The sequence below is a fragment of the Litoribacter ruber genome (assembly GCF_018500185.1).
Taxonomy (GTDB): domain Bacteria; phylum Bacteroidota; class Bacteroidia; order Cytophagales; family Cyclobacteriaceae; genus Litoribacter; species Litoribacter ruber.
This window is the reverse complement of the sequence record NZ_JAHBGI010000005.1, coordinates 130720-143387: the sequence shown is the minus strand read 5'-3', so window position 1 is coordinate 143387 and position 12668 is coordinate 130720. Positions and strand designations below refer to the sequence as shown.

The 12668-nt window shown below is 44.4% G+C and carries 12 protein-coding genes; 6 read left to right on the top strand and 6 right to left on the bottom strand.

What is annotated here, in order from left to right; all coding sequences use genetic code 11:
• The first annotated feature begins 163 nt into the window (after nt 1–163).
• Nucleotides 164–1510 (top strand): M23 family metallopeptidase, encoded by a 1347-nt coding sequence (locus KIH41_RS09105; RefSeq protein ID WP_214162186.1) that lies wholly within the window; start codon nt 164–166, stop codon nt 1508–1510.
• Here KIH41_RS09105 and KIH41_RS09100 read toward each other — a convergent pair.
• The 4 genes from KIH41_RS09100 to KIH41_RS09085 all read right to left on the bottom strand — a co-directional run bounded on the left by KIH41_RS09100 (nt 1507) and on the right by KIH41_RS09085 (nt 6741).
• Complete coding sequence (locus KIH41_RS09100) at nt 1507–2241, bottom strand: class I SAM-dependent methyltransferase (protein WP_214162185.1); 735 nt, start codon at nt 2239–2241, stop codon at nt 1507–1509. The two genes, KIH41_RS09105 and KIH41_RS09100, sit on opposite strands and share 4 nt — an antisense overlap.
• Nucleotides 2242–2290: 49 nt before the next feature.
• The gene (gene murA, locus KIH41_RS09095; RefSeq protein WP_213944840.1) at nt 2291–3598 is read right to left on the bottom strand and encodes a UDP-N-acetylglucosamine 1-carboxyvinyltransferase; all 1308 of its coding nucleotides are present in this window, start codon (nt 3596–3598) and stop codon (nt 2291–2293) included.
• The gene (locus KIH41_RS09090; protein WP_213944841.1) at nt 3598–4293 is read right to left on the bottom strand and encodes a DUF4290 domain-containing protein; all 696 of its coding nucleotides are present in this window, start codon (nt 4291–4293) and stop codon (nt 3598–3600) included. The genes murA and KIH41_RS09090 overlap by 1 nt, the downstream gene beginning before the upstream one ends.
• Before the next feature lie 195 nt (nt 4294–4488).
• Nucleotides 4489–6741, bottom strand: coding sequence for an ATP-dependent helicase (locus KIH41_RS09085; RefSeq protein WP_213944842.1), 2253 nt, complete (start codon nt 6739–6741; stop codon nt 4489–4491).
• 419 nt (nt 6742–7160) lie between these two features.
• Between KIH41_RS09085 and KIH41_RS09080 the strand changes: the two genes are divergently transcribed.
• Nucleotides 7161–8048 (top strand): hypothetical protein, encoded by an 888-nt coding sequence (locus KIH41_RS09080; RefSeq protein WP_214162184.1) that lies wholly within the window; start codon nt 7161–7163, stop codon nt 8046–8048.
• A 32-nt stretch (nt 8049–8080) separates the two neighbouring features.
• On the opposite strand, the gene KIH41_RS09075 is transcribed toward KIH41_RS09080, so the two are convergent.
• Nucleotides 8081–8935, bottom strand: a complete 855-nt coding sequence (locus tag KIH41_RS09075; RefSeq protein WP_214162183.1) for a lysophospholipid acyltransferase family protein — start codon at nt 8933–8935, stop codon at nt 8081–8083.
• Between the two features lie 134 nt (nt 8936–9069).
• Between KIH41_RS09075 and KIH41_RS09070 the strand changes: the two genes are divergently transcribed.
• The 4 genes from KIH41_RS09070 (at nt 9070) to nadD (ending at nt 11262) form a co-directional block, all read left to right on the top strand.
• A complete protein-coding gene (locus KIH41_RS09070; protein ID WP_213944848.1) occupies nt 9070–9663 on the top strand; it encodes a sigma-70 family RNA polymerase sigma factor in 594 nt (197 codons plus the stop codon).
• A gap of 30 nt (nt 9664–9693) precedes the next feature.
• Nucleotides 9694–9966 (top strand): mycothiol system anti-sigma-R factor, encoded by a 273-nt coding sequence (locus KIH41_RS09065; RefSeq protein ID WP_143959970.1) that lies wholly within the window; start codon nt 9694–9696, stop codon nt 9964–9966.
• Nucleotides 9967–9978: 12 nt separating this feature from the next.
• Nucleotides 9979–10551, top strand: coding sequence for a guanylate kinase (gene gmk, locus KIH41_RS09060; RefSeq protein ID WP_213944849.1), 573 nt, complete (start codon nt 9979–9981; stop codon nt 10549–10551).
• 144 nt (nt 10552–10695) lie between these two features.
• The gene (nadD, locus tag KIH41_RS09055) at nt 10696–11262 is read left to right on the top strand and encodes a nicotinate (nicotinamide) nucleotide adenylyltransferase (protein WP_214162182.1); all 567 of its coding nucleotides are present in this window, start codon (nt 10696–10698) and stop codon (nt 11260–11262) included.
• A gap of 7 nt (nt 11263–11269) precedes the next feature.
• On the opposite strand, the gene KIH41_RS09050 is transcribed toward nadD, so the two are convergent.
• On the bottom strand, nt 11270–12607 hold the full coding sequence (locus KIH41_RS09050) for a vanadium-dependent haloperoxidase (RefSeq protein WP_214162181.1): 1338 nt from the start codon (nt 12605–12607) through the stop codon (nt 11270–11272).
• Nucleotides 12608–12668 lie beyond the last annotated feature (61 nt).

Genomic DNA, 12668 nt, shown 5'->3' with positions numbered 1-12668 from the left:
CTGATATTGGTTTAATATTGGTTTAAAACATGTTGATTGTAGGTTAATGACTAGTTTAATCTTTGGTGATAAGTGGAAGGTTGATTGTTTTAGTTCTGTTTTGAGATGTCGAAGTGTAGGGCTAACGCAGAAGCTTGTAACCAGCTTTGCAATATTGGTCAAAATGAACCAAAACGGCATCTTCCTGTTTTTTATTACGATGAAGAAATATGTGTCTTTAATAGCAATTACTCTTTTGATGGCCTGTAATGGCACAAGGGTAGACAGGTTTTTGGGTGAGAGAAGCCCGTATGAGAAGTATAAAAACGGACTGGAAACCTCTTCCTTGGAGCATAGTGCCATGGTCAGGGATTGGGTGAGGATCGGGGAGAAGGTGCTTTCTGACAGCCTTAGTATCAACCTGCCCTATCAAGAGGTGGGGTATTTTGATCCTAAGGAAGCATCTGCCTTGTTGCTTCGATATGAAGTGAAGGAGGGGCAGCGGATCAACGTGAAAGTGGAGCCTGTATCTCAAGTGGATTCCCAATATTTTGTAGATGTATTTGAAGTAGGCGCGGATGGGCAGCTTGCTCAGAGGCACTATGCGGAAGAGGAGCTGAGTATATCCTATGAGGTTAAAAAAGATGGCCTACATGCCGTGCGGGTGCAGCCAGAACTTTTTAGAGGGGGAGTGTTCTCGCTTCAAGTGAGCAACGAGGCTACATTAGCTTTTCCTATTCCTGAAAAAACTAGTAGAAACATAGCCAGCTTTTATGGAGATGGCCGTGATGCAGGCGCCAGAAAACATGAAGGCGTAGACATTTTTGCACCAAGAGGCACACCAGTGGTGGCCGTAAGGGATGGTAGAGTCAGACGAGTAGGAAACAATCGATTGGGTGGAAAAGTGGTAAACTTAAGTGGGCCTGGCTATTCCTATTATTATGCCCATTTGGACAGCCAATTGGTAGATGTGGGCCAAGCTATAAAACTCGGAGATACCTTAGGTTTGGTAGGCAATACAGGTAACGCCAGCACCACGGCGCCACATTTGCATTTTGGGATTTACAGAGCGGGAAGAGGGGCTGTTGATCCTTTTCATTTCCTGCACTCTCCCGATGAGCTGGCTGAAATGGAATTGCAGGATACTACCATGATCGGAAATTTCCATAGAGTGGCCAATGCAAGAATTAACCTTCGAAGCCTTCCATCAACCTCTGGGGATATAGTGCGGGAGCTTAGCCAACATGAGGTGCTGAGAGTGGAGGCACAAACCAAGGACTGGTATAGAGTGACCTTGCCGAATCAGGAAAAAGCCTATGTTTTTGCTTCACTTGTCGAACCAGTTGAAAACCCTCTGGAAACGGTAACCCTCAGCCAATCGGATTTGCTGAGGGAAGATAGAGAAGGGGCGGCTTATTTTGAAAACACTTTGGAGTCAGGTGAAGCGGAAAGGTTGGGCCATTTCGAAAACGAGCAACTTCTCCGGACAGCTTCAGGTAGACTGCTTTGGAAGGCACCCGTGGAGGATTAGACCTTTCCTATCCTAGCTAAGATAGGAAAGGAAACCTTAACTTCTTTTCTTTCACCAAATGCTTTTTTCAGTTCCTCAGTGACTTGTGGCATTATGTCTAACCCAGTTTGGTTTTTATAATTTTTGACGGCTGACCAAGTTTGGAGGTACCCGGTCAGCTGCTCTAGATTCCAAGAATAGGCTATGGTGTGGATGGAAAAGTCCACTTCCTTGAAAGGAAACGGAATGGTCTGGTAATTTTCATCGATCCATTTCCGCTCAGGGTCCCAATAATTGCCCAAAATGTCAGAATAGAAATGGCCAATTATCAACTCAACACTTGGCTCGCTTTGAATCAACCCGTATCCCAAGATCGCCAAAAGCCCATTTGGCTTCAGGAGCCTTCTTACCTCAGCATAGAAGCTATTGAAATCGAACCAGTGGACCGCTTGTCCGACCGTAATCAAATCAAAGGAATGATCTGCAAAACTGCTTTCTTCGGCAGGCTGAATGGAGTATTCAAGGTTTGATGCCTGGTACGCATTCTTGATTTGTTGCTTGCTGATGTCGGTTGCTTTGACCTGGCTGAATTTTCTCGCCAAATGCCGGGCAACTTGCCCATTGCCTGTGGCTACATCCAGAGCGGCATCGAAAGACACACATAGCCCAAAGAGCTCCTTAAATACGTTTTCGGGATAATGTGGTCGAAAATTAGCATAACCGGCGGAATCATGTGAAAACCTGTCTTTCATTGTAGGATATAAAAAAACACCTTCCGATAAAGAAGGTGTTTCATATATTTTAGTCGATTCTTACAATGTCAGCTCCCAAGGCATTAAGACGCTGGTCTATATATTGGTAGCCTCGATCAATTTGCTCAATATTGTCAATGACAGAGGTGCCTTCGGCGGAAAGGGCGGCGATAAGCAAAGATACGCCGGCTCTAATGTCCGGAGAGGTCATTCTGATGCCTCTCAGTGGATATTTCCTGTCCAAACCTATCACAGTAGCCCTGTGCGGATCGCATAGGATGATCTGTGCACCCATGTCGATCAGTTTATCGACAAAGAACAAGCGACTTTCAAACATCTTCTGGTGCACCAAGACAGTGCCTTTAGCCTGCGTGGCAGTTACCAACACAATACTCAAAAGGTCAGGCGTGAAGCCAGGCCAAATGGCATCGGCGATCGTCAATATTGACCCGTCGATGAATGTCTCGATCTCGTAATGTTCCTGGCTGGGGATATAGATATCGTCTCCTTTGATTTCAAGCTTGATACCCATGCGGCGGAAGGTTTCTGGGATGATACCCAGCTTTTCCACCTGTACGTTTTTGATGGTGATTTCAGATTTTGTCATGGCAGCTAGGCCAATGAAAGAACCGATCTCGATCATATCCGGCAGCAAAGTGTGCTCAGTTCCATTCAGCTTTTCCACTCCTTCGATATTCAGCAAATTGGAACCGACACCGGTGATCTTCGCGCCCATTCTGTTGAGCATATCGCAAAGCTGCTGTAAATAAGGCTCGCAGGCAGCATTGTAGATGGTGGTTTGGCCTTCTGCCATCACGGCGGCCATCAAAATATTGGCCGTACCGGTGACCGAAGCTTCGTCAAGAAGCATATAGGTCCCCTTAAGATTGGTGCCGTCGATTTTGTAGATTTCCTGCTTGCTGTCGTATTCGAACTTGGCGCCCAATTTTTGAAATCCAACGAAGTGGGTATCCAATCTTCTTCTTCCAATTTTGTCTCCTCCTGGCTTGGAAAGTCTTCCCGTTCCAAACCTGGCCAATAGTGGCCCTAGGATCATGACGGATCCCCTAAGGGCTGAAGCCTTCTTTAGAAAATCCTGTGTGTCAAGATAATTCAAATCCACCTCATCCGCTTGGAAGGTATAGCTCTCTGGGCCCACTTTTTCCACTTTTACACCCATGTCGGCCAATAGCTCTATCAGTTTATTGACATCCCGGATGTTGGGGATTTTGTTGATGGTGACTTTTTCTTCTGTTAGCAATACTGCACAAAGTATCTGCAACGCCTCGTTTTTGGCGCCCTGAGGAGTGATTTCACCTTTCAGTTTCAATCCCCCTTTTACTCTAAATGAAGACATTAATTTCTGCGTTTTTTGTAGTTTCCTCCGTTGTTTCTTCTCTTATGGCCATTGCCCCCGGAGTTTTGGGAGTAATTTCTGCGGCCACTGCTTTGGTTTTGGGAGTCATTGTTAGATTGGGAGCCGGGTTTGAAGTCCCGTCTCATGCTGGTTTCAAACAGGCCGTTTTCCTTCACTTTTTCCAGGTCAATATGAAGCCGACCTTTTGAAAGGGTCTTGATATCGTCCAAGATAATGCCGTCGTCGAAGTTTTCCTTGTTCCAGGTGGAATGGAAACTTCTCATCAGCTGACCGATAAAAATAATGGCCGCTTCCTGCTCTTCATCGTCCTCGATCTCAATGGCTTTTTCGATGAGCTTTTCGATGTTTCTGCCGTAGTGCTTATATTTCACCTCACCTTCCGGATAGCCGATCATCTGAGGTCTTTTTCCAAGCAGCTCTTTTTCCGGCATCGGAAAAGGGGCATCCACGTCCAGCTCAAAGTTGGACATAATGTAAAGATCATCCCAAAGCTTTTGATCACTTTCAGATTTCAACTGTGGATTGAGTTGTTTCATCAGGTCCACCAGGGTGTAAGCATAGTCGGTACGCTTCTGCTTATCGGGCACGGTCTGGACATAGTCCACCAGCTTCTGGATGTTTTTGCCGTATTCTTTCAAGATTACTGAGTGTTTGTTCTTTTCATTTATCTCCATACCTCTGCCTGCTTAGTTTGAAATGACACTATAATTTACAAAAAATATGTCACTTAACCGGAGAATTGATCAATGCATTTAACAGCAGGAGGTCAATATATTTATGGGGAAATAATGAATTAAGGAAATATTGAAATACTGGATTAAACCTCTATTTCACTATTTCTAATATTTCACTATTTCATTATACCTATTTTATTCTAATATTCTGAGCTTTGCAAAGCTAAGTAATAAAGTCTTTTCGCCAAAATTATCAAATTTTATTGAAGCTTTTCTATTTGCCCCTTCTGTTTCGATTTTCATCACGTCACCAAATCCAAATTTTGGATGCTCCACCTTTTGGCCTTCCTGTAGATTGTTGGTGTTGGAAGGCTTGAAGTCTGGGCTAGGTGTATGAATCTTGGCAGTGGTGCCTGTGCGCATTGCCGGCTTTTTGAGGCCTATAAACCCACTTTTACCCTCACTGCCATAGTCTCGGAAGCTGCTAGCAATGGCTGAGCTCATCCGTTTGTTAACCTTCACATAAGTGGAGTCGACTTCTTCCAGGAACCTGCTTTGCTCGCAATTTAATAGCCTACCAAATCTGTACCGAGATAGTGCGTAGGTCAAATAAAGTTTTTCCATTGCCCTTGTGGTGGCTACGTAAAAGAGCCTTCTCTCTTCTTCCAAATCCTCACGGCTCTGCATCATCATCTGCGAAGGGAAGAGGTCTTCTTCCATTCCAACCACAAAAACCTGCCTGAACTCAAGCCCTTTTGAGGAGTGGATGGTCATCAAGGTGACCGCATCGCTTTGGTCTTTGTCGCGGTCATTGTCGGTCAGCAGGGCGATCTCCTGCAGGAATGCCCCCAAGCTTTTGTCCTCATTTTCAGGATTGTCGACGTATTCCTTGATCGCATTCAGCAATTCCTGCACGTTTTCGTACCTGTTGAGTCCCTCAATGGTTTTGTCCTCATATAACTCTCGGAGCAATCCAGACTGCTTGGCGATTGAGGTAGCGGCCTCAAAGGCATCCTTTCTTTCCACCTCTAGTTTGAAGCTCTTGATCATGGTGGCAAAATCATCCACAGAGTTTGCCGCACGGCCAGCAAGGAAGCTGGAACCATTGGTCACCACTTCCCATAGCGGTATGTCGTGCTCATAGGCCGCAATCATCATCTTCTCCACTGAAGTGTCACCAATGCCACGTTTTGGATAATTGATGACCCTCTTGAAGGCCTCTTCGTCAGCCGGATTGACCGTAAACCTCATGTAGGCCATCAAGTCTTTGATTTCCTTCCTCTGATAAAACGACAATCCCCCCACAATCTTGTAAGGTATGTTCATCTTTCTCAGGGCCTCCTCCATCGCCCTGGATTGGGAGTTGGTTCTGTAGAGGATGGCAAAATCGCTATTGTTTAGTTTTTTGTTGTTTCGTTCCTCAAAGATGGTGGAGGCCACCAAACGCCCCTCTTCATTATCAGAGGCAGCCTTGATCAACTCGATGAGGTCCCCATTTTCATTTTGGGTCCACACATTCTTTTTTAACTGGGCTTTGTTTTTGGAAATAATGGAATTGGCTGCCTCTACGATCGTTTTGGTGGAGCGGTAGTTTTGTTCCAGTTTTACCACGAATAGATCCGGGTAGTCCTTTTCAAAATTAAGGATGTTTTGGATATCCGCTCCGCGGAAAGCATAGATACTCTGGGCATCGTCACCCACCACACAGATGTTTTGGTGCACTGCCGCCAGTTTTTTGGTAATCAGGTATTGGGATAGGTTGGTATCCTGAAACTCATCCACCATTACATATTTGAACCTCTGCTGATATTTATTCAGCACATCAAGGTGGTCCCTGAAAAGCACGTTGGTGTTGAAAAGCAAATCGTCAAAATCCATGGCTCCCGCCTTGAACAGCCTTTCCTGGTAAGTTTTGTAAATCTCCCCGATTTTGGGTTTCATGGCAGTTTCATCATCAGCCTTGATATAGGGGTCATTTTGATAAGTCTGCCAGGAGATCAGCCTGTTTTTTGCACCGGAGATTCTGGCCAATACCGTGTTTGGCTTATAAACTTTATCATCCAGTCTCTTTTCCTTCACAATAGTACGGATAAGCGACTTGCTATCATCCGTATCGTAAATGGTGAAGTTGGAAGGATAGCCCAACCGGTCGGCTTCCACCCTTAGGATCTTGGCAAAAGTGGAGTGGAAAGTTCCCATCCAGGTATTGCGGGCCTCCAGACCCACCACCTGCTCGATCCTGTGTTTCATCTCCGCAGCTGCCTTGTTGGTAAAGGTGAGCGAAAGAATGTTGAAAGCATCCACGCCTTTGGAATAAATCAGGTGGGCGATCCTATAGGTAAGTACCCTGGTTTTACCTGATCCTGCGCCGGCGATGATCATTACCGGACCTTCGGTTTGTTCTACAGCTTGTCTTTGTGGTGGGTTGAGTCCTTCTAAATAATCCATATTGCTTATAATCACCATGCCTGGGCGATGGTTCAATCCTTTGGTTCTTTGAATGTTTACAAAGGTAAGGAATTGAACAGGATATGCGTATTCGGACTCATAGATGTTTTTGGGAAATGAGGCTTTTAGGAAAAAATAGGTGAACAATGGACGGAAGACGGAAGACCGAATAATTGGAGCAATTGGTCGCTAAGGACACTAAGTGAAAAAGAAGTAGCACAAAGAATCTTTCAACTTAACAAAGAGCTAATCTTGCTTTTAGACGATATTACTCCATAGCGGCTATAACTAATGGGTTGTTAATTGTAAGTTTTGCTACTAGGTTTTTAATTTTTCTTGGTTAATTTTACTGGAAATGATACTAGCCGTCTGCGGTATACAGGTCCCATTAAAATGTGCAATTACACCAACCTTTTTATATGAAACACCTATTCACTCTCCTGATTGTTTTGATGGTCAGCAATGCCTTTGCCCAAGATGGGTTTGTAGAGACAAAGTACTCTCGCAATTTCAGTTTTGCAGGCACAAACCGGATTCAGCATAGTGTCAATGAAATTGATTTGGATGATGAAAGTTTAAGTGAGCTTTTTCAGGGGAACGCTCTTTCCTACAATCTTTTGGAAAATGGAAGAAGGGACAAAAGGATTGGGGTGCCATTGAATATTGTTGGAGGCGTTGGATTGATTGCAAGCTTGGTATTGATAAATCGAAACAATATAAATTCGAACGAGACCAGTTTTCAAACGCATGATTGGGTTTTCCTGTCTTCTGTTTTTGTGGAGACAATGGGCTCTCTTTATATCAATTCTTATTTGAGAAATAGGCTGCGAGCAGTTAATAATTATAACCGAACCCAATTTGAAGAAATGGGGGCGGGCAATATGGGGTCCTTCATCGAGCTGGAATATGGGCAAACCCCATTTCGTTATTTTTCTTATATCCAAGATGGCCACCGGATGAATAACCGTGAGCTTACTGATATTCTTGCAGAAGATGCCAATTTAAAAGACATAATATCAAAAGCCAACCGCCAAAGGGGAATAGGAGTAGGATTGGTAGCCACCGGTGGAGTTGGACTTGTTGCCGGTACAGTTTTGCTGTTTGAAAATGAGAGGGCAGGACTGGTTGTAGGCGGAGCTTCTTTTGTGTCATTGATCTCCGGATCCATCCTTCTCAATGCCTCCCGGGCCAATCGGCAAAGTGCAGTCAACCTCTATAACCGACAGCTGTTTCAATCCGCCTCCGGCATGAGTAATCTTCACCTAAACCTCAATCCCACAAACGGGGGACTGGTTATGAGTTTCTGATTGTTGAGAGGGAATTAGATTTCTTCTACTTCCTACCTCTCACCTTTCTCCCTCTTCTCCTTCCATCTATTATGGCTCCAAAGGTAAAGAGCTGGCTCCTGGCGGATGTTCTCTTCCGTGAGCTCCACAAACCGGTCTGTGATACTGTGGTCAGTGCTATCATGTGGGGCATCGGAGATTAGCTGGTAGGTGAAGGTATAATGCCCACGCTTCGGCTTGGTGGTAAAGCCAAAGATCACTGAGCTGTCAAACCTCTTGGCGATCTTTTCAGCCCCTTCGAAAAATGCAGTCTCTTGGTTCATAAAGCTTCTCCAATACCTGATATCCGAATGGGTGGGGCGCTGATCCGCGGCTAGGACGATCAGCCTGGGTTCGTTTCTTTTTTTGATGAAATTCCGCTGGAAATTGCCCCGTTCTACCAAGTCGCAGCCAAAACGGCTTCTGATTTGGTACATGAGGTTTTCGAAAAACGCTTCATTTACCTTCTGATATACAGTCTCCACTGGAATGGACCAAGTGGCGGTGCCGGCGAGCAAATGGGCCTCCCAGTTGAAGAAATGAGGGCACACCCCGATAACCAGTTTGCCGGCCTCGACTCTTTCTCGGATGATCTCATAATTGACCAGCTTGACCCTTTCCAAAAGCTCTTCCCTGGAAATAGTGAGGAACTTGACGGTTTCTACAATCGAATCGGTGAAGTTGCGGTAAAAATCTTTTTTGATTTTTTGGATTTCCTTTTCCGGTTTTTCCGGAAAGGCATTGCGGAGGTTGATCACGATGACTTCTTTTCTGTATTGCAATACATGGCAGGCCAGGAAATATAGAAAATCGGACAGGATATATAAAACCGACAGCGGAAGCCGGGAAATAAGCTTTATGATAAACATTCGGATGGGTTTTGCGTATTATTTCTCCAACACATTGGAGGGGCGCAGAAAATAATTTTCAAATTAAAGGAAATTGAGTGACTTTCTGGCCGAAAATTAGTTATAAATTAAGTCAATTAGTATTTTTGGAACTTATGTCTGAAGTACAGAAAAAAAAATATTCTGAAAAAGAAAAAACCAACATCTTCGACAACGAATTTATGCCCCACATAGATTCGATGTATAACTTTGGCTATAGGCTGACTTTTGATGAAGATGATGCAAAGGATTTGGTACAGGACACCTACCTGAAAGCCTACCGGTTCATTAATTCCTTTGAGCAGGGCACCAATGCCAAAGCTTGGTTGTTTAGAATACTGAAGAACAGTTTCATCAATGAGTACCGCAAGAAGAGCAAGCAGCCCGCAAAGGTAGATTATCAGGAAGTTGAAACTTATTATAACTCCGAGAGTGTTGACCATAGTATCACTTCAGATTTGAGGGTAGATGCCGTGAAGGACATGATCGGGGATGAGATTTCCAATGCCCTGAACAGCCTGGCGGTTGATTTCCGTACGGTTATAATTTTATGTGACCTGGAAGGCTTCACTTATGAGGAGATGGCCAAGATTTTGGACATCCCGATCGGCACTGTGCGATCAAGATTGCATAGGGCCAGGAACTTATTGAAAGACAAGCTGCGTTCCTACGCACAAGACATGGGATACGATACTGATAATGAGGACTAATTTGACTTAGTTATTGAATAAAATAAAGCAATGGAGAAAGATTTAACCCCTTCCGGAGAAAGAAAACTAGAATGTGATGATGTGAGTAAATGCTTCCAGCTTTTGGAAAGCATCTTAGATGGTGAAGTGAATTCCGAATCAAAGGAAACCCTGGACGGCAAACTTGCCAAGTGCCAGCCTTGCTTTGAATATTTTCATTTAGAACAAGCCATCAGAGAAGTACTCAAAACCAAATGCTCCAAGCAGCCGGTTCCCAGTGAATTAGCTTCCAGCATACGCCAAAAAATCGAAGAGATTAAATAATTAAGTTAATTCATGTCATCAGGAAAAGCGATTATTTTTTCGGCTCCATCGGGTTCCGGGAAAACCACAATTGTAAAACACCTCATTTCTAAAAACCCAAAGCTGGGTTTTTCTATTTCAGCCTGTACTAGGGACAAACGCGGTCGCTCCGAACAAAACGGTAAAGACTATTATTTTTTGACCCCTGAGGATTTCAAACAAAAAATTGACAAAGACGAATTTATCGAGTGGGAGGAAGTCTATGAAGGCAACTTCTACGGGACGCTCAAAGAAGAGATCCAACGGATCTGGGATGAGGGCCGCCATGTGATCTTCGATGTGGATGTTAAAGGAGGCCTTAACCTTAAGAAATATTTTGGAGATAAGGCTTTGGCGATTTTTGTGAAAGTCCCTTCTCTGGACGAACTCACCGAGAGACTCAAAGACAGAGGCACTGAATCGGAAGAGAGTCTTTCCAGAAGACTTTACAAAGCCAAGTTTGAAATGGGCTTCGAAAACAAATTCGACGTCACCTTGGTCAACGATGATATGGAAAAATCATTTGCCGAAGCAGAAAAGCTGGTCGGTGATTTTCTAAATAAATAATTTTGACCGAAGACCGAAGACCGAAGACGGAGGACGGGAGGCCGAATACCGGATACGGTAGAAAATAGGGTAAGACTTTTGTGCTTCAGTTGAAACTCTGTGAAACTCATTTTAAACTCTGTTTAACTCTGTGTCCCTTTTTCCATGAAAATCGGTTTATTTTTCGGCTCTTTTAATCCCATTCACATAGGTCATCTCATCATTGCTAACGTAATGGTGGATCAGACGGATTTGGATGAGGTATGGTTTGTCGTTTCTCCCCAGAACCCCTTCAAAAACCCCCGTTCTTTACTGCACGAACAGGATAGACTCCGAATGGTGGAGCTCGCCATTGCCGACCATTTTTCCTTCAAGGCCACCGATGTGGAATTCCACATGCCCAGGCCAAGCTATACCATTGATACCCTCACGTACCTTTCCGATAAACATCCCGGCCATGAGTTTAAGCTGATCATTGGGGGGGACAATCTCAACCATTTCCACAAGTGGAAAAACAGTGAGCAAATTCTAGAGCAGTATGGCTTGTATGTGTATCCCCGGCCGGGGAAAAATAAAGTGTTAGAGCATTCAAATGTGCGCTATGTAGATGCCCCGATGATTGACGTTTCTGCCACCTTTATCAGAAAATCTATCAAGTCAGGCTTTTCTGTAAAGTATCTACTTCACCCCAAAGTGGAGGAGTATATCTTGGATAGAAAGTTTTTCCTTTAGTATAAACCTACCTGCTCTCCGCCAAGTTTTCCTGGCGGGTTTTTACCTTTACAAGTAGGTGGTCGCCTACTTTTTGACCCTTTTTGGTGCCTTCCGTTATCGCTGGCCTATAGTGAATTCCTCCATATAGCCTACTGATGGCTGCTTCTTCGGCTGCTGCCCTAAAAGAAGGGAAGGTGCGTGTAGGAAGGCCGTAAGCTACCTCAGTAGAGTCCACAAATTCAAATGGCTCCCCAAATAGATGTGTCAATGTATTGGCTGCGGCTGTAGAAATTACGCTGTGGCCACTGGTGTACTCTGGGAATGGGGGAGTCTGCAACAAGGGTACCCAGTCTTCATCGATATGCTGATTGATGAAAGTTTCAGGCCTTACCAGTACACTTCGGTATTTTTCATCCCAGCAGGCGATAAATCCATCCATTAAAGTAATAGCGGTATAAGCCATGGCCTCAGCAGTGCCTTTCCAGTCTAGCTGTGCCTTCTTGGCTGCAATGCCTGCAATGCCCATCCAGTGCCCTCCAGGGGTGATTTTCTTCTCGGCAAACATCACATGGCCTTTGATATTCATCTTGTAGGGATTGCAATCCCAGAAAAAGGCAATATCCTTTTGCTCATCGGTCATGGTTTGATGAACATTGAACACTTCGTAGGCCTCTTTGTAAAACTGACTTTCTGGATCCTTGCTGTAGGCTGTTGGAGGTGTTGATTTGAATTGGGCGGCTGAATCCAAAAAGAATGGCCTGATTTTATTCCAATGCGGCTCTATACCTTCCATGTAAGCTGGAGGCGTGGGCTGCCAAGTCCCTTCTATGCCCGTCAACCCGTATTTCTCAAAAGACCTGCTTTGGTGGTAATTGTCCCCCTTGGAATAATCAAGTACGTGGGCGGCCACTTCTTTTCCCAAATCGATGGAATTGGAATAAGCTTTTGTGGACAATGCTGACCTAAATGATTTTAAAAGCTCTTTTTGGTGGTTTTCCAGCTGGTCTTCCGAAAAAACCAACGCAGTGGCCACTTGATAGTATGCAGTCAGTGCTGCCAATGGGTAAAATACATCTTCGGGGACATCATAGGTCTTTTCCTCAAAGCCATTGAGCTGCCCTGCAAGGGACTGTAGAGATGGGTCAGCCATAGCAGCCACTTCATAAGCTGCTATGGAGGGATAAGCGTAGATTCTGCTGGCCACGGGTGGGCTAAAAATGTCGTGAACAATCACTTGGGTAAGCTGTTCATTGGCATCTATAAGCAAATCTCCGGTATAAACCCGCTCATCCATTTCCTTAGGCTGGCATGCCCATCCCATAATCAGAAAGGTAAATGATACTATGGACAACTGAATTCTCATCCCGATAAAATTTGGTAATATTATTACTGTTTAAAATATAAAGTAAGATACTTCAAAATTG